The 24081-nt window shown below is 35.0% G+C and carries 19 protein-coding genes and 1 other RNA gene; 12 read left to right on the plus strand and 8 right to left on the minus strand.

Annotated features, from left to right (window positions below; all coding sequences use genetic code 11):
- Positions 1-14 precede the first annotated feature (14 nt).
- A complete protein-coding gene (locus DCO46_RS07250; protein ID WP_116751895.1) occupies positions 15-1334 on the plus strand; it encodes a sugar porter family MFS transporter in 1320 nt (439 codons plus the stop codon).
- Positions 1335-1410: 76 nt separating this feature from the next.
- Here the strand turns inward: DCO46_RS07250 and DCO46_RS07255 are convergent, their stop codons facing one another.
- Both DCO46_RS07255 and DCO46_RS07260 read right to left on the minus strand, forming a co-directional pair.
- Complete coding sequence (locus DCO46_RS07255) at positions 1411-1983, minus strand: DUF417 family protein (RefSeq protein ID WP_116751896.1); 573 nt, start codon at positions 1981-1983, stop codon at positions 1411-1413.
- 72 nt (positions 1984-2055) lie between these two features.
- Positions 2056-2913 (minus strand): helix-turn-helix domain-containing protein, encoded by an 858-nt coding sequence (locus DCO46_RS07260; RefSeq protein WP_116751897.1) that lies wholly within the window; start codon positions 2911-2913, stop codon positions 2056-2058.
- Positions 2914-3029: 116 nt separating this feature from the next.
- Here DCO46_RS07260 and DCO46_RS07265 point away from each other — a divergent pair, with 116 nt between their 5' ends.
- From DCO46_RS07265 to DCO46_RS07310, 10 genes are all read left to right on the plus strand, one after another.
- The gene (locus DCO46_RS07265; protein WP_116751898.1) at positions 3030-3620 is read left to right on the plus strand and encodes a Crp/Fnr family transcriptional regulator; all 591 of its coding nucleotides are present in this window, start codon (positions 3030-3032) and stop codon (positions 3618-3620) included.
- Positions 3621-3696: 76 nt separating this feature from the next.
- Positions 3697-4284: an NAD(P)H-dependent oxidoreductase gene (locus DCO46_RS07270; protein WP_116751899.1), complete on the plus strand. Its 588-nt coding sequence runs from the start codon at positions 3697-3699 to the stop codon at positions 4282-4284.
- Between the two features lie 25 nt (positions 4285-4309).
- A complete protein-coding gene (locus DCO46_RS07275) occupies positions 4310-4534 on the plus strand; it encodes a 2TM domain-containing protein (protein ID WP_116751900.1) in 225 nt (74 codons plus the stop codon).
- A gap of 15 nt (positions 4535-4549) precedes the next feature.
- A complete protein-coding gene (locus DCO46_RS07280) occupies positions 4550-5380 on the plus strand; it encodes a DJ-1/PfpI/YhbO family deglycase/protease (protein ID WP_116751901.1) in 831 nt (276 codons plus the stop codon).
- A gap of 135 nt (positions 5381-5515) precedes the next feature.
- Positions 5516-6559 carry an adenylate/guanylate cyclase domain-containing protein gene (locus tag DCO46_RS07285; RefSeq protein WP_116751902.1) on the plus strand — a complete coding sequence of 348 codons (1044 nt, stop codon included), beginning with the start codon at positions 5516-5518 and terminating at the stop codon, positions 6557-6559.
- Between the two features lie 10 nt (positions 6560-6569).
- Positions 6570-7223: an NAD(P)H-binding protein gene (locus DCO46_RS07290; protein ID WP_116751917.1), complete on the plus strand. Its 654-nt coding sequence runs from the start codon at positions 6570-6572 to the stop codon at positions 7221-7223.
- Positions 7224-7279: 56 nt separating this feature from the next.
- On the plus strand, positions 7280-9019 hold the full coding sequence (locus DCO46_RS07295; RefSeq protein WP_116751903.1) for a toxin-antitoxin system YwqK family antitoxin: 1740 nt from the start codon (positions 7280-7282) through the stop codon (positions 9017-9019).
- Between the two features lie 36 nt (positions 9020-9055).
- On the plus strand, positions 9056-9904 hold the full coding sequence (locus DCO46_RS07300) for a BatD family protein (protein WP_116751904.1): 849 nt from the start codon (positions 9056-9058) through the stop codon (positions 9902-9904).
- A 173-nt stretch (positions 9905-10077) separates the two neighbouring features.
- Entirely contained in the window at positions 10078-10440 is a 363-nt protein-coding gene (locus tag DCO46_RS07305; protein ID WP_116751905.1) for a BlaI/MecI/CopY family transcriptional regulator, read from the plus strand.
- Positions 10437-12452 carry a M56 family metallopeptidase gene (locus tag DCO46_RS07310; protein WP_116751906.1) on the plus strand — a complete coding sequence of 672 codons (2016 nt, stop codon included), beginning with the start codon at positions 10437-10439 and terminating at the stop codon, positions 12450-12452. The genes DCO46_RS07305 and DCO46_RS07310 overlap by 4 nt, the downstream gene beginning before the upstream one ends.
- A 75-nt stretch (positions 12453-12527) precedes the next feature.
- Here DCO46_RS07310 and DCO46_RS07315 read toward each other — a convergent pair whose 3' ends face one another.
- From DCO46_RS07315 to DCO46_RS07335, 5 genes are all read right to left on the minus strand, one after another.
- Positions 12528-13982 (minus strand): FAD-dependent oxidoreductase, encoded by a 1455-nt coding sequence (locus tag DCO46_RS07315; protein ID WP_116751907.1) that lies wholly within the window; start codon positions 13980-13982, stop codon positions 12528-12530.
- A gap of 151 nt (positions 13983-14133) precedes the next feature.
- Positions 14134-17607 (minus strand): cache domain-containing protein, encoded by a 3474-nt coding sequence (locus DCO46_RS07320; RefSeq protein ID WP_116751908.1) that lies wholly within the window; start codon positions 17605-17607, stop codon positions 14134-14136.
- Positions 17608-17628: 21 nt separating this feature from the next.
- The gene (locus tag DCO46_RS07325; RefSeq protein WP_116751909.1) at positions 17629-18414 is read right to left on the minus strand and encodes a hypothetical protein; all 786 of its coding nucleotides are present in this window, start codon (positions 18412-18414) and stop codon (positions 17629-17631) included.
- A gap of 363 nt (positions 18415-18777) precedes the next feature.
- Positions 18778-19173: a transfer-messenger RNA gene (ssrA, locus tag DCO46_RS07330) on the minus strand.
- 256 nt (positions 19174-19429) lie between these two features.
- Positions 19430-20632 (minus strand): serine hydrolase domain-containing protein, encoded by a 1203-nt coding sequence (locus DCO46_RS07335; protein ID WP_116751910.1) that lies wholly within the window; start codon positions 20630-20632, stop codon positions 19430-19432.
- Positions 20633-20873: 241 nt separating this feature from the next.
- On the opposite strand from DCO46_RS07335, the gene DCO46_RS07340 reads away from it, so the two are divergent.
- On the plus strand, positions 20874-22076 hold the full coding sequence (locus DCO46_RS07340; protein WP_116751911.1) for an NAD(P)-dependent oxidoreductase: 1203 nt from the start codon (positions 20874-20876) through the stop codon (positions 22074-22076).
- A 190-nt stretch (positions 22077-22266) separates the two neighbouring features.
- Here the strand turns inward: DCO46_RS07340 and fumC are convergent, their stop codons facing one another.
- Positions 22267-23652: a class II fumarate hydratase gene (fumC, locus tag DCO46_RS07345; protein WP_116751912.1), complete on the minus strand. Its 1386-nt coding sequence runs from the start codon at positions 23650-23652 to the stop codon at positions 22267-22269.
- Positions 23653-24081 lie beyond the last annotated feature (429 nt).

Consider the following 24081-nt stretch of genomic DNA (forward strand, 5'->3'; position numbering starts at 1 on the left):
AAATAAAACATATTATGAATAAAATACTTTTGTGGTCGATTACCGCAGCATTGGCTGGGTTTTTATTTGGTTTTGATACTGTGGTAATTTCCGGAGCAGATACCAGACTTCAGGAATTGTGGCATACCTCAGATTTCTTTCACGGTGCTGTCGTTATGGCTATGGCACTTTGGGGAACAGTTGCAGGAGCTATTTTTGGAGGAATTCCAACCAATAAACTCGGACGAAAGAAAACACTAATCTGGATTGGCGTTTTGTTTCTGGTATCTGCTATCGGATCAGCGTTTGCAAATGATCCGTATACGTTTGCATTTTTTCGTTTTCTGGGCGGGTTAGGTATCGGAGCTTCTACCATTGCTGCGCCGGCTTATGTTTCGGAGATTGCTCCGGCAAACGACCGCGGCAGATTGGTTTCGTTATACCAGTTTAATATAGTTTTAGGAATTCTGATGGCTTTTTTATCCAATTACCTGTTAAGAGATGCCGGAGAAAATGCCTGGCGCTGGATGATCGGGATAATGGCTTTTCCTGCCTTTTTTTACACCATTATTGTTTTTACCATTCCGGAAAGCCCGAGATGGCTGCTTTCTAAATCAAGAATTTCAGAAGCAAAAACGATTCTCGAAAAAATCGACCCAACAGCCAATATCGAAGATTTGATGCACGAACTTCATATTGGCGAAAGCGAAAGTGAAAACCAGAAAAGAGAAACTATTTTTATAAAGAAATACCAGTTTCCGTTACTCTTAGCCTTCTTTATTGCGTTATTTAATCAGTTTTCCGGAATCAATGCCTTCTTGTATTATGCGCCAAGAATTTTTGCAGAAGCAGGTTTAGGAGAAAGTGCCGCCTTAATCAGCAGCGTTGGGATTGGTCTGATCAATTTGGTATTTACGCTTGTTGGTGTTTTCCTGATTGATAAACTCGGCAGAAAAGTATTAATGTACATTGGGTCAATTGGCTACATTATTTCTTTGGGATTGGTGTCTGTGGCTTTCTTTCTAAAATGGCAGGGAATTCAGGTACCGCTTTTTTTATTCCTGTTTATTGCTTCGCATGCCATTGGTCAGGGCGCTGTAATCTGGGTTTTCATATCAGAAATTTTCCCAAATCACTTACGCGCAAGCGGTCAGGCCTTTGGATCATCCGTACATTGGATACTTGCAGCAATTATTCCGTCAATGATTCCGTTTCTGTTTTCGACAATAGGAGCCGGAACCGTGTTTTTGATTTTTGCCGTGATGATGGTTTTCCAATTGTTGTTTGTCATTTTTATGATGCCGGAAACCAAAGGAAAAACCTTAGAAGAACTTCAGAAATCAATTTTGAAATAATTAAAGAATCTCATTTTTTTAATGATAACAAAAAGCCTGTAAGCAAATAGTTTACAGGCTTTTTGTAAAGAATAAATCATGTAAGACGTTGTGCTTTTTTGAGATACAATTGTGCCGACTGACTCATGGTGATTAAGGCTCCGCCAAGAATTACAATATCTTTAATAACGAGCCTTCCGCGGCCGGATAAAAAAGGAAAACCATAATCGGTATCGCCCAGATTTGGAACCCAGCTTTCGGGTGTCGTAATAAGAAAAGAAAGCGTACCAAGCGTCATTATAAATACCAAAATACTGCCGGTCATACTCCAAAGCGGTGCAAATTTGGATATAGCGACCAAAATACCGGTTACGATTAAAAAGAGACCTAAACCTTTAGAAAATAAATATGTATTATTCTCAACATGCCACTCATGGTTGGCTGCAATAAATTCACCTTCCTTGTTTTGATGCGTTTTATAATCATCCGGGCTGTTGTAAAAGAAACTCATTAGCGGACTGTTTGCCACAAAGGGCACAATACCATCTGCCTCGTAAGTAAAAAATTTCAAACTTCCGATCCAGATAAATACGATTACGATTCCAAAACGGGTGGCATTTTTAGCCAGGTTTTCTAACCCGGCAATCTGTTGTATTACAAATTGTTTCATGATGTAATTTTGTTTTTTGTTGAGACAAAGTTACATCCGGCACAATTCCTGAAACATGGACAAAAAAGGATATTACCTGTAGAAATCTGCCACTATCGAAATACCTGTTTTGTCCCTGAAGGTCTGAGGCGATTCGTTTGTATGTTTCTTAAAAACCCGGCTAAAATAAAATTCATCCTGAAAATTAAGGTTATAGGCAATTTCCTTAATGCTTTTTCGGGTTAAGTGCAATTGCTTTTTGGCTTCCAGAATAAGCCGCTCCGTAATAAGCTGCGAAGGCGTTTTCTTAAAGTATCTGGTACAGCGTTTAGTCAGATTATTGGGAGACATGGTGAGTAAATCCGCATAGTCGGAAGGTTTGCGCAGCGTAAGAAAATTAGTTTCAAGCAGTTGTTTAAAACGCTCCATTTCGTCGTCACGAAGACTGTTGCGACTGTCATCTTCCAGTTCCCGGTTTTTCACCTGACTCGATTTTGCCAGGAACAATTGGAGTAAGGATTTTAAAACAATGTCCGAAGGTGCAGTGGTATCTATTTCTTCAGTAATCTGATTGATAAGATGCTTAAAGCTATCATAATCTGCCGTATTGAGCGGAACGGAAGGCACCAGGTAAATGTTATTAAAAAGTAAACCATTGCAGGCCACTTCTTCACGGTGATATTCGATACAATAAAAGTCACCATGAAACTGCAATACATTATATTCTACCTCTAGTATATTTTTGATATAAATTAATTGCATTGGAGTAGAAAAAAGTAACGTCGGTCCCTTAAAAGGATATGTTCCGAAATCAGAATAAAAAATGCCTTCACCCTGATTTACAATAATCACAGAATACTCGCTAAATTGTATTGGCGTATCTAAAATGTTTTCTTCCGCTTTATGCAGGCTTATAAGCCTGGTGCCAAAATCTGAGATGAGATGCCCCATATATTATTTTTGTTTTTTACCTTTAATCCTCCCTACAAATTTAGATTCTTTTGCATGGATTAAAAACAGGAAGAACAAATAAAACAGTTACGAATCTAATTTAAGATCAAAACAATATGGAATCCGACAGTACGATTTTTTTAGATTCAGTTAAAAAGTTTTGCCCAAAGGTAACCGATGGGGAACTTTCTGAGTTTGCTTCAAAATTTACTTTCGAAGAATTAGACAAAAAGGACTTCTTTCTTCAGTCCGGAAAAATCCAAAAGTCAATTGGTTTTATAACAAAAGGGTTGGTTCGTTCTTCTTTTACAGACCCGCATGGAAATGAAATCACGGTAGGATTTTATTCCGAAGGGGATTACGCCACACATTATGCTTCTTTTCTGACACAGGAACCGAGTAAATATTCGATTCAATGTCTTGAGCCCACCACTTTTATTTGTCTTTCTTTTCAGGACTTGCAATGGATATATGAAAATTTGCCGGGTTTTGAAAAATACGGACGATTAGTCGCCGAAGAAATTTTGAAACGCCAGCAGGCACGTATTGAAAGTTTTATATTTCAAACCGCCGAAGAACGATATCTTGATTTTATTAAATGCCATTCGGCAGTATTTAACAGGATATCGATTTCCCAACTTTGCAGTTTTTTGGGTATCGAAAGACAGTCACTTACCAGAATTCGCCAGAAACTAGCTCATAGATAGCATTTTGACACATTTGTGTCAGGAGTGACTTTGATTTATTTAAAATCTTTGCAGTGTAATATTAAAACAAGCTGTAATGAAAACGAATATCTTACTTATACTGGGTCATCCTTCAGAAAATTCTTTTTGTAATGCATTGTTAAACGCTTACAGAAAAGGAGTGGAAACGACAGGAGCAAATATCAAAACGATCTATATCTCCCAACTCAATTTTGATGTCAATCTTTCTGACGGATACAAAAACGGAGAAAATATACCACTGGAAAAAGATTTAATTCATTCTCAGGAATTAATCTTATGGGCAGACCATGTTGTTCTGTCTTATCCAAATTGGTGGGGATTTATGCCTGCGATTACCAAAGGATTTATAGACAGGATTTTACTTCCGGATTTTGCATTTAAACATCATTCAGGAAAAATATTTCCCGAAAAACTTTTAAAAGGAAAAAGCCTAAGACTGTTAGTGACAATGGATACACCAAAATGGTGGTTCTATCTGATCTATCGCGCTTCTCAATATCAAATACTCAAAAACATCGTGTTCGGTTATGTTGGGTTTGATCCCATCCGATTTTCAACTTTTGGTTTCATGAGAAAATCAACAGAAAGCCAGCGAAACAAATGGCTGAAAAAAGTCGAGCAATTAGGAACACAACTTAAATAATGATCAATTAATAAAATCAAACATCATGAAAAATTTAGCAAACGGGCAAACTACTGCTCACCACAATCCTAAAAAAGGTTTCAGAATTCACTTATTAGTATTCGTATTAACTATTCCGGTGATTTGGCTCATCTGGTTTTTTACCGATAGAACCTATCCGTGGCCGGCATGGCAAACTGCAGCATGGGCAACAGGTTTACTTTTCCATTTTTTGGGAGTTTATGTTTTCAAAAAAAGAATTAAAAATTAAAAATTAAAAAAAAGGATGAAAAAGAAAACAATTAATCAAATTATCGCTGCCGGTATATTGAGTGTACTTGTCGCAGCAAATGCAGAAAGTCAAACAAAAGTAAAAACAAAAGAGATGAATGTAAATTATGCCAATGAACTGGACATTGTAAATCAATTGTCAACTCAGTCCGCAGTTGTCAATATGCCAGTAACAAAATTATTGAACGCACCGGGAAACGAAGAATTAAAAGCTTTCTTTTTTAATCCTGTAAAAAACAAATCAGCCTTAAAAGGAAAAAAGATAGCGGTTCTGGTGGCAGACGGCTTTGAAGAAATCGAATTGACCGGACCAGTCTGGTATTTTAAACAGTTGGGTGCTGAGGTAGAAATAGTGGCTCCGAAATACAATCCGGCTCCGGAAAGGTACGGACTTGTATATCCTGAAATGTCAAACACACATGTCATGGCAATTCAATACTTACAGCCAGTGGGGTGGATAAAATTTGACCGTACGGCAGACCAGATAAAAGTAAGCGATTATGATGCTGTATTTATTCCTGGAGGGGCTTGGAATCCGGATAATCTTCGTAATGATAAAGATGTAATCAAATTTATTCAGGATTTTAATACATCCGGAAAACTGATCGCCGCTATTTGTCACGCTCCCGTGGTATTGGCATCTGCCGATATTCTTAAAGGCAGAAAACTAACAGGCTACTGGAACATTCAGGTAGATTTGAAAAATGCCGGTGGTACTGTAATAGAAGAATCTGTGGTAACAGACGGAAACATTATAACCAGCAGACACCCGATTGATGTAGCCGATTTTTCAAGAGCTGTAGAAAACTGGCTGGTAAAAAAATAATCTGTTATAGGATATTTGATAGTGGAAGAAATACTTTTTTTCCACTATCAAATCATTAAAAAAAGCACTATTCTGTATTACTTTTGATTAGCTTTGAGGTATTAGTTATCAAGCAGCTTTAAATCATTTTTAAATATGGAATTGCCGAAGATACCTTTTTACAAAAAATACGACCTGATTTTCAAGGCCATTGTTGTCGGAGGGGTATTAGGCCTTTGTTATAGTGCGATTACAGATGCAGGTTCCCACTACCATTATTTAAAGTTATTGCCCGGCACCATAATCGGAATTTCGATTGGTTTTGCTGTCATTGCTTTTGAGAAATCCTTCATTCGTCTCAATGAGTATTCTTTTATAAAATCTACACTATTAAAAGCGCTTATTTACAGTTTTTGTATCGTATTGTCCCTGGTTTTGTTTGTAGTTGTTTTTGCAGAAGTGCTGGGGCATTTTTCATATCAGGAAGCCCTGATCAAATATTTTAAAGAACGTCTGTTTGAAGATTTTATATTTTCACTTTTAGCCTCGATCTTTTTGATTCTGTTTTTAGAAGTAAACAGTCTTTTAAGCAGCCGGTTTTTTTATCATTATTTTACAGGAAAATATCATCGGCCTGTTCAGGAAGAACGGATTTTTATGTTCGTCGATGTCAAATCTTCTACAACGCTCGCAGAACAGCTCGGGGATATTCTTTACAGCAGATTGTTACAGGATTTATTCAACGATTTTACAGATGCGATCCTCGCTTCAGGGGCAGAAGTTTACCAATACGCCGGAGATGAAATCATCCTCACCTGGAAAACGGCAACAGGGCTCAAAAAACAACGCTGCCTGTATTGTTTTTATATGCTAAAAGAAGGCATTAGACACAGGGAAGAATACTATCTGAAGAATTACAATATAATTCCAAAATTTAAGGCGGGTATGCACATAGGAAAAGCCGTTACCACCTGGGTGGGAAAAGTAAAAAAAGAAATTGTTTATCACGGTGATCTCCTTAATACAACATCTAGAATTCAATGCAAATGCAATGACTTCAATCATGATTTTGTGATTTCGGAGGAGATGAAAAATGCATTGCCGGAAAACCTGCCAGTAGTTTACAAACAGCAGGGCGAAATACTGTTAAGAGGCAAAGCACTCGCAATGAAGTTATATACAGTTGATTTTAATTTTTAAAAACAAAATTATGAAAGCACTAGTTATTGGCGCAACAGGTTCAACAGGAGAGTTTTTGGTTGATAAACTTTTAGCCGATCCGGAATATACAAATGTGGTGACTTTTGTCAGAAGGCCTACAGGAAAACAAAATCCCAAACTGACAGAACATGTTATCGATTTTTCGAATATTGATCATTACAAAAATCTCATAGCGGGCGACGTTATTTTTTCGTGTTTGGGAACAACGCTGAAAGCAGCAGGTTCTAAAGAAAATCAATGGAAAATAGATTTTGATATCCCGGCAGCCTTTGCCAGAATAGCCAAAGAAAACAGCGTTTCTTCTTTTGTCCTGTTATCTTCCTATAATGCCTCAGCGCAAAGCAATGTTTTTTATTCACAGTTAAAAGGAAAATTAGAAGACAACATTGCGGAACTTCATTTTGAAAAATACATTATTTTCAGGCCCGGACTTCTTTTGAGAGCAGGCTCAGATCGCTTGGGAGAAAAGATTATGGTCAAAGTTTTAAAAGCATTCAATTCAATTAGTTTGTTTAGGAAATTTAAACCGTTGCCAACTGATTTTCTGGCCGAAAAATTAGCATTAGCACCCAAAATAGTACCTAACGGAACTTCAATAATCGAACTTGAAAAAGTTTTTAGTTTTGGAAAATCAGTTAATTAAAACTCTATATTCGCATCTGAATATTGATTAAATTTCCCTCTTTTAAAGCCTTCTCAATGAACTTAAAAACTATCGTGGTTTTACTTTTTATTACGAATGTAATATTTGCCCAAAAAAAACTGGTTGAACAGAAATCTCCCTATAACGGAACCCAAAAAGGATATGTAAACGAAGCAGGATTGAAAATTGGTAAATGGGAAACGTTTACCAGTAAAGGAATGCTTGTCAAAGAAGAGAATTACAAAGAAGGAAAAAAGAATGGTGTAGAGAAAGAATTCTTTAGTAACGGACAAGTTCATATTTTAAGAAATTACAAAAACGATCTGTACGAGGGTGTTATGTCAGGATACTATGAAAATGGTGTTTTGGAATCAAAAGGAGAATATAAAAAAAACCAAAGGGTAGGCACACATCAGCGCTATTATCCTAAAGGGACTCTTTTGTCGGTAGAGAAACTGGATGACAAAAGCAGGAGAAAATCCTTTAGATCATATTATGAAAATGGACAAACGCTGGAAGTTTGCGATATTGACAAAAACGGAAACGGTGTTGGCGAGAAATTTAGCAGCGAAGGAGTTGTTATTGAAAGAAATATTTATAAAAATCATCGTGGAATTTCTCAAAAAAGATTTTCGGATAAAGGAATTATAAAAGAGGAAGAAGAATATGAATATGTAAACGATAATTCGACCAGGTGGGTGCAGAAAAAATACTCGGAAAGTGGCAGACTGGCAGAAGAACGACAATTACTTCCGCATGATGATGAATATAAAAAAGTATATGGTGACTCTGTCAATAAACATTTTAAGTATGTAAGCGGCAGGGAAGAAGGATATTTTGAATCACATTATTTAAATGGAAAAATTGCCGAGCAGGGACAGTATAAAAAAGGTTTTAAAGATGGTCTGTGGAAAACATTTTATGATGACGGAACCTTAAAATTTACAGGAAAGTATATTTCTAAAAACCCTCAATTAAAAGATAGTACACACACTTATTTTTATCCAAATGGAAAACTTAAGAAAATTGAATATTATAAAATTACAGAATCCAAACATGTACGTTCCCTTTTAATGGACCATCGTGTTGGTACATGGAAAACGTATTATGAAAATGGCAATATAAAGGAAAGTACAGATTACGGTGATGAAGAAGAACGTACTCAAAAAAACGGAAAATATCTTTCTTACTATGAAAATGGAAATGTTGAAACAGAGGCTTTATATAGTGGTGGATGGCTGATCGGAGTTTATAAATCATTTTATGAAAACGGAAAACTAAAGGAATATGTAAGCAACCATTCTTTAAGCAGAAAAAATGGTTTAGTCAAAACATATTATGAAAACGGAGTTTTAGAATCTGAAATAATATATGACAGCGGTCAGAAAAATGGAAAAGCAACCGAATATTTTGAAAACGGAAAAATTAAAAATTCCGGAATTTATGAATACGATAACAATCAGGTTGGAATCTGGAATTACTATTACGCTCTAAGCAGTACAATTGCAGAAAAGATTACATTTTCTGAACGCGGAAAAAAGACGGAATACTTTTATGGAACGGGAAAAAAAATGGCCGAAATGATAGTTGATTATGAAAATCCACTTGCGAAAAACGAGAAGTTTTTTAATAATGCCGGAAAAGAAGTTTCCTTAAATAAGTTTGCATTCTTATCCAGTTCTCAGGATATAAAAGGTTATTCTATTTTCTATAGTGATTTTTCGGGTGAAATTGATGTCAATATAGGGTATGAGGAATTAAACCAAATTAAAGAAGTAAATCTGACATTTAAATAAAATAACACACATTTTTCAATAAAACATACGAAGTAAATGGCAAAAAAAATATCCTTAATACTGTTTTTGGTATTTGTATCAAATTTTAAATTATTTGCACAGGAAATAAAAGTAAGAATCGATCAGTCGGTATGCAGAATTAATGACAATATAAAAGTTATATACGAATATAGTTCCAACGATTTTGAAGCAAAGAATCTGGAGTTGTATACTTTTGAAAAAATAGACGGCCCGGCCTCTTCACATTCTACTACTTATAAAGATGGAAAAAGAACCGATGAACATACGCTTAGTTATTTATTCAAAGCAACAACATTAGGAAAGCAAAGGCTGCCACGACTTTTGATGGATAATAATGGGAAAATTATAGGATCAGAAACGGTAGATATTGAAGTAGTAAAAAATGAGCAGAAGGCTGAAGAATCAAAATTTCAGGAATATAAAGCAGGGCATGTTTTTTATATCAGTTTTCCGGGTTATTTGAGAACCAATTCTGCAGAGGCCAGTCAGTCAGCATTAGTGTATCACAATGAGGAGAATGAAATTTATGGGTTTGTTACGTATAAAAACAAACAATATTTAGAATCAGAAGCCGGAAAGAAAGTGACAATTAATGATTTTTTTAAATTAGAAGTAAACGATTATACCGCAAATAAAGCACAAGTACAAATTGGAAATACAAAATCTCAAAAAAAAGCATCTATAAGTTTTATGGAGACAGAAGTTACCTTTTTTGATACTGAAAACAATAAAAAAATATATTTTCTCCTCGGAATTGCAGAAACCGACAGTACTTTTTATACCGTTTTGTCTCAGGCTCCAATTGATAAAAAAGAAAAATACAAACATGATTTTCAGCAGATATTTTACAGTATAAAAGATTAAATCCCTTTAGATATCAATTCATTACAGCGCAAAGTGTTTACACTTTGCGCTTTTTTTTTGCTTTATATAAAACTCAAAATACAGGAACTCAACTAACAAATTAGTTAAAATATTAATCAATTAGTTTTGCTACTAATTAATTAGTAGTTATATTTGTTCAAAATATTTTAACAATGATAAAACTAGCGAAACGGGAAGAACAGATTATGCAGGTATTTTGGGATTTAAACAAAGCCTTTATCAGAGATGTAATTCCATTGCTGCCGGATCCAAAACCACACTATAACAGTGTTGCGACAATCGTCAAGATATTAAAAGAAAAAGGATTCCTGGATCATGAAACAACAGGAAATATGCATTGCTTTTTTCCGGTAATCAGCAGGGAAGAGTATCAGCAGTTTGCATTAAAAGATGTTGTGAGCCAGTATTTTGACAACTCTTATCCGCGAATGCTTGCTTTTTTTGCAAAGGAGCAAAAGTTAACAGAAAACGAACTGGATGAAATTGTAAATATTATTAAAAAAGGAGAAATATGATACCCTATATTTTATACACAGCCCTTATTCTTACTGCCTGCCTGCTTTTTTATAAGCTGCTTTTGCAAAAAGAAACCTTTTTTCACCTGAACAGATTTGTTTTGCTTGGCTGTATGATTGTAGCTTTTACACTGCCGTTGCTTCCGGTACCACAGCAATTGTCTTTCAGAAAACAAAATACCGAAACAAGTGTTTCTCCGGCTAAAATTCCTGTTTTAAAGAATCAGACACCGGAACAAAAATCAGCTCCCGTTCAGGAAGTTTTGGTTGAAGAAACAAAGCAAAATTTTAATCTTGATATGCTCATGCAGGGCGTGATGTATCTGTATTGGTTTGGAGTAATAATCTTTGCATTTAACTTTTTGATGCAGGCTGTTATATTACTTTACAGGGCACATTCATCATCGGCAATTCAGGATGGAAAATTCCGTATAGTCGAAATTAACGGCGACAAAGCTCCGTGTTCTTTTGCGAACAATATTTTTATCAACCCGGAAAAATACGAATGGGAAACCTATAATCAGATTTTACTCCACGAAAAAATTCATATCGAACAAAAACACACAGTTGACCTTTTGCTCGCAGAGCTGGTACTTATTTTTCAATGGTTTAATCCTTTTGCATGGCAATGGAGAAAAGCATTAGAAATCAACCTCGAATTTTTGACTGATGATAAAATGTTGCAACAGCATACCGTTGAAAAACAAAGTTATCAGTTTAGCCTGCTCAAAGTAGCGGCACCACAATTTCCATTGAGTCTTACAACTAATTATAATCAATCACTAATCAAAAAACGAATCATCATGATGAATTCAAAAAAATCAAACGTACACACCACCTGGAAATATTTTTTCCTGGTGCCATTACTGGTATTGTTTGCCTGCCTTTTTAATCAACCGGCAGCGCAAAGCCAGACATTCAGTTCAAATGAAAAATCAGAAAATTTAAAAGAACCTAAAGAAAATTCAAACCTTCAAAAAGGAATGGATACAGAAGGAAGCTGGTTTGCTACAATAAAAGACAACACAGTAGACATGCAATTCAAAAATGGAGAACATACTAATTCTTCAACTACTTTTCAGTTGAGTGAATTTAATAACCTTCCAAGAGACAAGCAGGGAGAATTTGCCTTAACCCGCGAAGCAGGAACAATGCATTTTACCGGAAAATTTGAAGGACCAAACGGAATGGGAACTTATAAATTTGTGGCGAATAAAAATTTCAGTAAAGAACTCGCTCAGGAAGGAGTTACCGTTTCAAAAGATATTGATCTTATGGTTTTCTTTATGGTAAATGTAAAGACGTCTTATGTAAAAATGCTGAAGAAAAAAGGCTATAATGATATTGATAAAGACGATCTGATTCCGTTGGCAGCCTTAGACGTAAATGAGAATTACATCAATTCAATCAAACAGGCAGGAGTTTCAGATTTCGAATTAGAAGACCTGATTCCTTTTAAATCACTAAATATTGATCAGGCATTTATTGAAGAAATCCGTAATTCCGGTTATAAAAACATAACTGCAGACAATCTTATAGCATTAAAATCTCAAAATATCAGCGGAAAATACATCAGTGATTTTCGCAATTCTTCTAAAGAAAAAAATGAAGATAATGATGACGACGATATTGTAGCATTTAAGTCATTAAATATTGACAAGGAATTTATCGATTCTTTTAAAGAAATAGGATATAATGATTTGTCTAACGATGATTTAATGGCTTTGAAATCTTTAAATATCACACCAAAATATATAACTGAATTCGAAAAAACAGGTTATAAAAACATTTCAACAGATGATTTATTTGCTTTAAAATCTCTAAACATAACAGCTGATTTAATTAAGCAATACAAAGATCTTGGATTTAATGACATGGATCTGGAAGATATCATTGGGGCGAAAGCAATAGGGGCGACACCTGCTTTTGTAAAGTCCATGAAAGAAAAAGGACATAACTTTAAGAATCTTCAAAAATATGTAGAACTAAAAGCAATTGTCGGAATTAACTAAGACAATTTAGTTCTAAATAAAATAAAGTTGTAAGACTAGAAATCAAAAGCCCAAACCGAAAGGAATGGGCTTTTTTTATATTTTCTTTTTTAGGCATCTTCCTCTGGGTTCATCACCTTCATGAAGTACAATTTCAGAATGCAGAAACTGTGCTGCCTCTGCAGAATCTTTTACTTTTACGGCACTGCGTTCCAGCATTTCGGCTTCAAACTCAGTTAAAACACTTTCTCTGATTCCTTTTTGTCTCCACTGAGATAAAGGTTTACATCCTTTTGCAATTCCCCTTGCCAGCGAGAGCGCATCCAGCAGTGCCTGATTGGCTCCCTGTCCTTTAAAAGGGCTCATCGGATGAGCTGCATCTCCTATCAGAGTAATTTGTCTTCCTTTCTCTAATAATTCCGGAGTCAGTAATTCCCGGTCATATACAGGATATCCCGAAATCTGGGCTTCAAGTGTTGCTGCAATAATCTGCGGTATAGGGTCGTGCCACTGCGTTCTGCGGCGTGCTTCTTCCTTGAGTGCAGAAGCTCCTTTTGCACTTAATTCTTTTGCCTCTTCTTCTGTCATCGGGAAACTAAGCTGCCACATTACAGAATCGGAAGTATAAGGCATAATATAAGATCTCTCATTGCCATTCGCAGTCTGAAATACAGTAGCCGAATCCAGTAAAGAACTATCAATACCTTCGAGCGCACTCAAAGGGCAAATTCCCAGTATCACAATACAATCTAAGTAGCGCAAAGGAGTAATTTCTTCACCAATCAGCTGTTTGCGTAATGAACTGCGAATACCGTCGGCACCAACCACAAGATCTGCTTTATAGGTTTTTATTTGGCCATTTACCTGAAAATTCAGATCAATGCCTTCATTTTCAGATTCTTTAAAGTCAAGTAATTGATGTCCCCATTCTACAGTATTATGGCCTCCAAGTTGCTTAAGAAGAGCTAAACGAAGGGATTGTCGTGCAATATGCACATTGGTACGTTTTGGAGATTTTTTAGCATCAGGAGAAATCCATTTTCTGATTCCCCATTCGCCAATTACTTTTCCTTCTGTTGTATGAACCAAATGTCTTGTCGAAATAACGCCATCTTCTAATGAAAAAATTCCCAGTCCCTCAATCGCTTTACTGGCTTGTTGCAAAGTAAGGCCGTAACCCTGGGAACGCGCCTCAAAATTGTTATCACGTTCAAAAAGCGTGAAAGGAATTCCGCGGTGCAGGCATGCAACAGCCAGTGCTACACCACCAATGCCGCCGCCAATAATAGCAACATGAGGATAATTTTCCTTATCAGCTTCAGGAGGAGTGGCAGAAGCGATCAACCCGGATCCGGAACAATCCAGACAAGAGTATTGATGTGCCTTAGGGCGAACCGGAGCCACCCCGCTACCATTATTTTTTTCAAATTGATCGAGTGCAATCTGGTAATGGAGCCGTACTTTTTTGCTGAGCCTCTGACTTCTTTTACCACGTCCCTGGCATTTCAGGCATGTAGTCCAGCTCAACTCCCCATTTTCATCATTTTTCATTCTTCCTCGATTCACTTAATATTGCTGATTTTCGGCTTATTGGATTTTTTGTATATATTTTAACCGCCGCGCAAAATTAAGTAATTAAACCTATCTTTTCAAGGATAGAAAAATGGATTTGTTTTATAATTCGATTTTCTGTTTAGACATATCAGGTAGTTTTAGGGTCAATGAATTTATTGATTAAAGTTAAAACTGCAATAATACTGCCGCCTATTACACTTACCCTGTCATAGCTGTCTTTGTTAAGATACATTAACAAGAGCAGGGCACTAACTGCAATAACGATTAGTGGAAATCTCACCTTACTAAATGTTCCATTTGTAGTTTCATTGTCGAAACTTTGTATAAAATTCGGATCGCTTTTTCTTTTGGACATGATAAATTTCCTAAAACTAAGATTCATCAATTGTAGCCTTCCGGTTAGTTTATGGCAATCAATTATTCCGCTTTCCATAAGACTAATAATAATGTCCTTGTTTTTGTAATTTGCAAATTGATCCTGAGCAAAATCAAAAAGTACATAACGAGTCTCATCGTTCGGCAATGAATCCCAAATACTGTTATACTCCTTTGCTAATTGCTTATTATGATAATTAAGTATAAAATTCATTCTCAGATATGGGGATATTTCATTTTTTTTCACATCCTCATTTTTTCCATCCTTGAAAAGGTCATCGATAGTAATTTTACGATCTGGACAGGTAGCTAAAGGGGTATTATTATTGACCTGAATTAGGTTTTCAATATCATCATTATTTATCATTGGTATAAATATATGATCATTGGCCAATAGATGTTTTGTACATGGATAATATTTTTTATGGGCAGCATGCATCAAATCATAAAAAAAGAAACGGTTGCTGTAAAAGTTTAATAATTGATAGGCTAAAATGGCAAGAAAACAGAAACCTAGTAACAAGGATAAAAATATTAAAAATGAAAAAAGATTATTTCCTTTATACAGAATTATAGCCAGTGAGTTTATATAATAGTTACTGCTAAGCTTGTTAAATGTAAAATTTTTAATTTCATAAGTAGCAGGACGGTCTAAAAAGCCAAGATTTGCCTTTTGAACAATTTCATTCTTATTATTAAGTACAATAGGAGGTTTCTCTGTACTTTTTTCGTCACAATTACAATTGTAAGCATACGTTATTCTGTCTTTTATTATAAAAGCATTTTTGTCTTTTATATCTTGTTCTTTGGTTTGAAGATAAGAACAGTAGTATTTAGCAAAATAATTCAGTTCATTCACATAATACGCACTAATGAGAACAAACGGAAATACAACAAACTGATGCATTAACCTTGCTGTTAGGAATCTGGTGTAAGCTTTTTTATTAACTCCTAAGTTTTTCTTTGCAAAAGGTTCTAAATCGGTCTTCTCTTTTTTCCAATTCCTATGATGAAAAATTAATCCAATATGAGTCCCAAAAAGTGCAATAACGGCAAATAATAAAAGGTTATTAAAAAAGAGTATCAACGGTAAACACAAACCTGCAAAAAATATAATTAGCAGTAATTTAATGAGTTCTTTTTTGGGTTCCAGACTGCGAATGCTAAGTGTTAAGAAATTGACAATAACTACATTAATGCCAAGTGTTATACAAAAAACAAGCGCTATTGATGGTGAGGTAATAAAAGAAACCACAGTTGCCAGCAGAATTGCTATACCACTTACAAATAACAATAATTTATATTCATCTGTTCTGCTGTTATCCGGAAAGAGATGATGGAAATGTTGTCTCGAAAACATGCTTACACGACCACTGTAAAAGAGTGCTGAATAAATGTAAGTAATCAATAACAAACAAAAACCATAGAAAATAGAAACTAAGAATCCGTTAGTAAAAGTAAATAGCGATAAACGGTTGAGGTGCGACAGGTCACGAATTCCCAGAATATATACAGGAGAATTACTTTTTACGCCTAATTTTTTTGCATATATCTGATAAGGAGTTCCCTGATATTCTATTTCAAATGATAATGGAGTTACACCAGATAACAGATCAAGTAATTTAGAATTATTTTGAGACCCATAGAGCAAATTTTGATATAAATTTTTCCCTGCGTCTTTTTGCATTAGTACTTCTCCTCTTCGGTCTATAAGCATATAACTTGTTCCGGGTGGTAATTCTAATTCTTCTGAAAAATATTCTCTGAAGGCGATACCGCTAATACCATTATTTTCTGATTTTGGATTTTTCTCATCAATAGTATCCTTTTCAGCATAAATCAATTGGTACTTATTATCTTCTCTGGAAAAAACCGCGGTAAGAACAGGATTTGTCTTTTGATTGTTCCTTTTTTTCTGAAGTATTTTAAAATACATTCTATCAGCATATTTTCTGGGTATATCAGGATATGTATTGCTCAGATTTGTGGTAATCAATCCTTTATTGTCCATACGGAAATAACTATCCAGGTACTTAAGAAGCTCTGAATTTTTTGTGCCCTTTTTTAAATCAAATTTATGCCATGTTATATTTTTTGGTTTTTGAAATGCTAAAGATTCATTTTTAGTAATAGATCTTCCGTCCAGAGAAGTAACTTTCGTATCAGCTTTTAAATATATTTTGCCAAATAACTTTTCTGAATTTCCCTCGATCTCTTCAAATAACGAACCCTTATTTTTCCAATTTTGATAGGTTGCAATTTGTTGGGTAAATGATTTGTCTATTTTATTTACTAACTCTTTTAAGTCATTTTCGGTTCTGTTTTTTACTGCAATATTCCAGTATGATAATGTTCCAAATACAACCAAAACAGCAATTAATAACCCGCTGGCGAATACCACGCCGACAAGGTCAATTTGACTTAGTATTTCTTTGTAACTGCTTACAATTGGTTTTATGAAATTGATGCCTAACACCACCAGAATGATGAAAATGAGACTAAAAATTAACAGGTTTGTGTTTATCTGTCGCACATTGGCCTGAAAGTAAGATTTCTCAATCCCTGCAGCTAAAAACAAAGTATGAGTGGTTTGTGGAATATTTATTTGATTAGCATAATACCTTTTTACAGATTTTTTAAAATTAAAGGGGCCATTGTTTTTACCGTAAAGAATTAAACTATCCTGATCAATCAGAGTAACATCTTTAGAAAGAAACATTTTTTCAGCTTTACACCCTCCTGCTTCAACCGGACAGATGTAAAATGAAGTAAAAGGAGTGGTAGCACTAATTTTATTAAGGAATTTGCCCAGATCGATATAAATGGTGTCATTAAATTTTACTTTTGGATTCTTATCCTTATCATAAATTTTAGGCGGACCTGCTATTCTGATCTTTCTTGCTAATTTAATAGTTCCCTGTTGTAAATCATTAGTTCCCGCTTTATCAATTGTAATTGTATCAATATAATTTGTAGATGATCCTTTATAAACTGAAAGCCCCAGACTTTTTATCTTATCTTCACTAATATATTTGATCTGATCATCGATATATTCATTTAATTGTTTTTCGATACCTTTCAGAATAGCCTGATTTTTTGCATCTTCTTTCTTCTCATTACTGGGAAGAACAAAAATGAGATAACCGGCTGTTAGCAAGATGATAACTACTACCGTTACTATAGAATAAATATTTTTTTTACTGAATGTTTCGCTAAATAGTCCCATTTTGTTTTTAGAATTAAATTATTACATTTTTCTTGGATCTCCGTTTAAGTAGGTATTACTAAATTTAAAATACTCATTTGAGGTTTTTTCTCCGGCTTTACCATCTACCCTTAATACACTTCCCGCTTTATTAAGCAAGGTTTGCAATTCTTTGGCTTCGTTGGTAACGGTTCCGGTATAGTATTTTGTTTTATTTCCTTGTATTAGAATTTGCTCTACAATATGACCATCAGGAAGTGATATTAGCTGTTGCTCGCCCAGGCGGCGCAGTAACACCGCAGCTCCGCATTGTTTAGAAATTGCATTAGGATCATATTTGCCATCCTTAACATATTTGCCTTTGGTGTAATGGTTGGAATAACTCCATAAATAAGGCGAATTAATACCTTGTCGGTAATATCCCAATCCGTTGTATAATTCCAGCTTATAGAGCATTCCGGCAATGCTCCAGTCGGTCCATAAGTTTAGTTTATCAAAAGTTAAAGCATCTTTAGCACTTTCTTCCCAGGTAAAAGGCGGGTTTCCGGTTTTTGGACGTCCTGCGGGAACCTGAACGGTGCGTTTGTTGAGCGGATCGCCATTATGTAAATGCGTGTCAAATCTCAGACTGCCTTCCATACAATGTATAATCGCTATCACAAACCAGGGAATATTTAACGGATCGCCAACATATTGATATCTGGTTTTATTCGACACCATTTTTGATATAATTTGATCAACTTCCGGATATTTAACTTCTCTAATGATGCAGGAAGCAAATAGTTTTTCATAGTTGTCTTTTTTGTCCGGTGGTACTGTTGTGGCCATATAATTCGTTTTAAGTTTATTAATTTATTCTGTAAATTATTTTCTCAACGTATTAATCGGGCATGAATTTGTATCTATTCCTATCAGAATATATCATTTTCGTCTGGTACTTTTTTAAAAATTTTGCTTTAAGTAAAGCGATAGAAATAGATGAAGGCGTGTAGGATATTTTTGTAGATATATAAGCCTTAATTTATAAATCAATATATAATTAATTGATTTATAATAATTTGAATAATGATAATCAAATTTATTAATATGCAGGAAATGGGGAAAGGGTATATATACCCTTTTTTTGAATTTTTACGTAAGTATTTTTTTATAAATAAAAAAAGCCTGTAAACATTGTGTTTACAGGCTTTTTTGTGGAGTCGCCGGGAATCGAACCCGGGTCCAAACAAGCAACTAAAGAGCTTTCTACGCGTTTATTTCCTGATTGGATTTTCGATGTTAAGCTAGGTCAGGAACAACCACCCAACACTTATCTTCTTAATTTTGAAATCCACCCGAAGCTCATGGAAATCTAGGTTTATTTTTACGGTTCCCCTTGACAGAACGCCACAAACCAAGGCTTTCTAGGAGAATCCAGCTTCCCTACCTGGTAGGGACGTGGCTAATCGTACTATAATTCGGATTATGCAGCTAAAGCGTAGTTATTTTCGCCGTGTAAAATTGTAAGATCTTATATTTACGAGCAAGGTCTCAATGCTCGACGTGCTTACTTTTCAATTCGACTTGCTGTCAAAACCAGTCGACCCCAAAAATGAGTTTGCAAATTTATACTATTTGAAATGACTTTGTATTAAAATTTTCAGAAAAAAAATTAGTCAAAAGTTGTAAAGTCGAAAATCAAAAGTCCAAGAGCGAAAGTAAAAAGTTGTAAAGTTTTTAAAATCAAAAGATTGCTTTCTGTTTGCTTCCCTTTATTTTTCCATAATTGGTATGTTTAAAAAAAGAATAAAGTTTATATTATCAACTGTTTTAAGACTTTACGACTTTTGACTTTATGACTATTTTACTCTTCGTCTTTAAAATTAAACGGGTAATCTCCAAAAATAGGAGCCAGTTTACGAACAGCATAAGTGTTTCTTGTCATTTTATTAGACAAGGCAATAATAGTAACATTTTGATTCATTAGAGTAATGTAGGATGAGGTATTACCGTGCCACCAACCATTATGAAAGTAATAATTTTGCCCGGTTTCCCAATTAATCATTCTGATTCCAAGACCATAATTTTTAGTTCCTTTACGCTCATTACTATAACCCGTATAGACTTGTTTAAGTAACTCCGGTTTTAAAAAGTCAGGCGAATTTCTGGCTCTGTCAAATTTTAAAAGATCTCTTACTGTTGAAAATATATTTTTATCTCCGTAAACATTATCCAAATAATCAAATCCTATTTCTGCGCCATTGCCTTTGTATGAAGGAACAATTTTTTTTCTGTCTTTGTCATCATCAAAAACATACGTATGTGTCATTTCCAAAGGTTTGAAAATCATTTCTGACATTGCTTCCTTATAGGTTAAACCTGTAATCTTTTCGATTATAAGTGCCAGCATTGCATAATTGGTATTACAATAACCAAAACGTGTTCCAGTCAGAGATTCCAAACCAACATTTTTAGTTGCCAGAATATCTAAGATATCTTTATTTGTAAGCTGGTTGTGTCTGTCCCAGACTGATTTATCATGATCTGTAAAATACGCGTAATTTCGCATACCGCTTCTATGGCTTAATAGCATTCTTATCGTACATTCTTCGTATGGGAATGTTTTTAAAATAGTATTTACTTTCTGATCCAGATCAATCTTGCCCGCATTGACCAGTTTTAAAACTGCTGTAGCAGTCAAAACTTTACTTACCGAGGCAATTTGCACGGGAGTTTCAGCTGTTATTTTTGTTCCTTCGTTTTTATTGGCATAACCATTATACTTTTCATAGATAATCTGACCGTTTCGGGCTACTAAAAAGCTTCCGTTCATACTGTTATTGGGCCAGTTTTTATAGTAAAAATGATTTATTCTGCCAATCACTGAATTTTTATAAGCCTGAGAAATCTTTTTTTCAGGACCTAACGGCTTCATTTTAGGTAAAGTATCTTCGACAGCAGGAGTAGCTGCCTTTTGTGTAGTTTTATCTTTGCCACATGAACTTAAAACCAGTAGGGAAAAAAGTATTTGTGGTATCTTTGTTTTTTTAAGGAAAATCATTTGCATCGTTCTTTAAAAACAAATATATCGAATTCAATTTTGTTGTTTTCTCAATTCTGAGCCTTAAAACTGCGTTTTTTAACATTGTTTTAACGGTAATTAATTTCAATTGTTTGTTTATCAGCTTTTAACGGTTTTTAAGCATTCTAAATAACAATTTTGAAACAAAATTTTAACTAAATTTGTTATATTTGAAACAAATAACCTTCAAAAAGTTATATTATTAAACTGTCAAAAACCTATAGAAATGAAGTTTGGAATTATAAAAGAAAGAAAAAATCCACCCGACAGAAGGGTTGTGTTTTCTCCTGGTGAGTTAACGAAACTAAAGCAATCCTACCATGATGCGATTGTAAAAGTAGAAAGTTCTGATATCAGAATATTTTCGGATGATGATTATAAAAACATGGGAATAGCGGTTACTGACGATGTTGCTGATTGTGACGTTTTGTTTGGAGTAAAAGAAGTTCCTGTAGATAATTTGATTTCAAATAAAGCTTATTTCTTTTTTTCTCATACGATAAAAAAACAGCCCCATAACAGAAAGCTGTTACAGGCAATTTTAGAAAAAAATATTGATTTATACGATCACGAAACCATCGTTGACAGCCATTTCCGCAGATTAATTGGTTTTGGAAAATACGCCGGGATGGTGGGCGTGTACAACGGAATTCGTGCATTCGGAATAAAGTTTGAATTATTTAAATTACCAAAAGCAGAAACCCTTGCCGGAAAAGAGGCATTGATTATGCATTTGAAACGTATAACGTTACCGCCTTTAAAATTCGTTATTACCGGAACCGGAAAGGTCGGAAGCGGGGCAAAAGAAATTCTGGAAGCTATAAAAGTCAAAGAAATAACGATTGATAATTATTTGGCAAAAAACTATACGCAACCGGTTTTTGTGCAGCTGGATGTTTTAGAATATAACAAACGAATTGATGGGCAGATTCTTGATTTTAATGATTTTATAGAACATCCGGAAGAATATGTTTCTGATTTTGAAAAATTTACAAAAGTAACGGACATTTATTTTGCCGGGCATTTTTACGCTAGCGGTGCTCCTATGATTTTAACCCGTGAAATGTTGAACGCAAGTACCAATAAGATAAAAGTAGTTGCTGATATTTCCTGCGATGTAAATGGGCCGATTGCCTGTACATTGCGTTCTTCTACAATTGCGGAACCTATTTATGGTTACTGGCCAGGCGAAGATAAAGAAGTAGATGTTTTTCATCCGGGAGCAGTTGTGGTAATGGCTGTGGATAATCTGCCATGCGAAATCCCAAAAGACGCCAGTGAAGGTTTTGGAGAACAATTTATGGAATATGTAATTCCTGCTTTTTTCAACGGAGACAAAGACGGAATTTTAAAACGTGCCAAAATAACCGAAAAAGGGAAACTTACACCAAGATTTGCATATTTGCAGGATTACGTTGACGGGAAATAATTGTAAATTGTAAATGGTGAATTGTTAATTAAAATTCAGATCTTAATTATACGTTGTTACCCTGAGCGAAGTCGAAGGTTTTTACGGTATCAAAAGCCCTTCGACTTCGCTCAGGGTGACAAAAAAAAGCCTGAAATTATATTTCAGGCTTTTTTTATTTATAATTAACCATTAATAATTCACAATTAAACTAAACCATTTCCTCCGGTTTTACCCAGGCATCAAAATCTTCAGCGGTTACGTAACCCAAACGAACAGCTTCATCCTTGAGGGTAGTTCCATTTTTGTGTGCCGTCTGAGCAATTTCGGCAGCTTTATAATAGCCTATTTTAGTGTTTAAAGCGGTAACCAGCATCAGCGAATTATCTACTAATTCTTTAATGCGTTTGTAATTCGGTTCGATTCCCTGCGCGCAATGCTCGTCAAATGATATGCAGGCGTCTCCCAACAAACGTGCCGACTGAAGAAAATTAGCAGCCATAACAGGTTTAAAAACATTCAGCTCATAATGCCCCTGCATGCCACCTACGGCAATTGCCATATCATTTCCTATAACTTGTGCGCAAACCATCGTTAATGCTTCACATTGTGTCGGGTTTACTTTTCCGGGCATAATTGAAGAACCCGGTTCGTTTTCGGGTATAATGATTTCACCGATTCCTGAACGGGGTCCAGAAGCGAGCATCCTGACATCATTTGCAATTTTATTTAAGGAAACAGCAAGCTGTTTTAAGGCTCCGTGCGTTTCTACAATAGCATCATGTGCGGCCAAAGCTTCAAACTTATTTTCGGCAGTTATAAAAGGATGATTGGTAAACCGGGCAATATATTCTGCCACTTTTACATCGTAACCTTTTGGCGTATTTAATCCGGTTCCTACAGCAGTTCCGCCAAGTGCGATCTCAGATAAATGTGACAAAGTATTTTTTAAAGCTTTTAATCCGAAAGTTAATTGCGAAGCATAACCGGAAATTTCCTGACCTAAAGTTAGGGGAGTGGCATCCATAAGATGAGTACGTCCGATTTTTACAACATCTTTAAATTCTTTTGCTTTTGCAAGTAAGGTGTCACGTAATTTTTCAACTCCCGGAATGGTAGTTTCAACAACCATTTTGTAAGCAGCAATATGCATTCCGGTTGGAAAAGTATCGTTTGATGATTGTGATTTATTTACATCGTCATTGGCTTTTACAAATTGTTCTCCTTCGCCAATTTCAAAACCTTTAAGCACTTGTGCACGATTGGCAATTACTTCGTTGACATTCATGTTACTTTGCGTTCCCGAGCCTGTCTGCCAGATTACCAGCGGAAATTGATCATCTAATTTTCCGGCAAGGATTTCGTCACAGACCGCAGCAATTGCATCTCTTTTTTCGATTGGTAAAACGCCCAAATCGTAGTTTGCATAAGCAGCTGCTTTTTTCAGATAGGCAAAACCTTCTATAATTTCCTGAGGCATAGAAGCCGATGGACCAATTTTGAAATTATTTCTTGAACGTTCTGTCTGTGCACCCCAATATTTGTCGGCTGGGACCTGAACTTCTCCCATGGTGTCTTTTTCTATTCTGTATTTCATTTTTTGAATGTAAAGTGTTTGGATAAAATGTAAAATTTTAAATAACCTATTGTCTTTTATTTGTTGATCATGATTTCTGAAACATCAAATTTTGTTATTTTATTGATATTAAGGGGAATCCGGAAACACAAATTAAAACCTTATTTAAAATGAGTATAAATATACTTATAATTGTCATTTTATAAAAATTGATTTGGTTTTTATTGGCAAGGAAAAATATATAAGCTACATTTGTACTTACATTCAAAAATTCCGGAAAACATGTTTGAATTTTCACAGTACTTAGGTTTTTTACTTTTCTTAACCATACTAACTATAGGGTTTTGGTTGATGTTTTTCTTAGTTGGTTTCGTATCTTATTGGGTAACGGGAGCAAGCTGGGAAATGTTCAAAGAGAAAAGAGCTAAAAAAAGACAACAAGAACAATCA

Origin of the sequence: Flavobacterium sp. HTF (genome assembly GCF_003105115.1) — a bacterium.
GTDB lineage: Bacteria > Bacteroidota > Bacteroidia > Flavobacteriales > Flavobacteriaceae > Flavobacterium.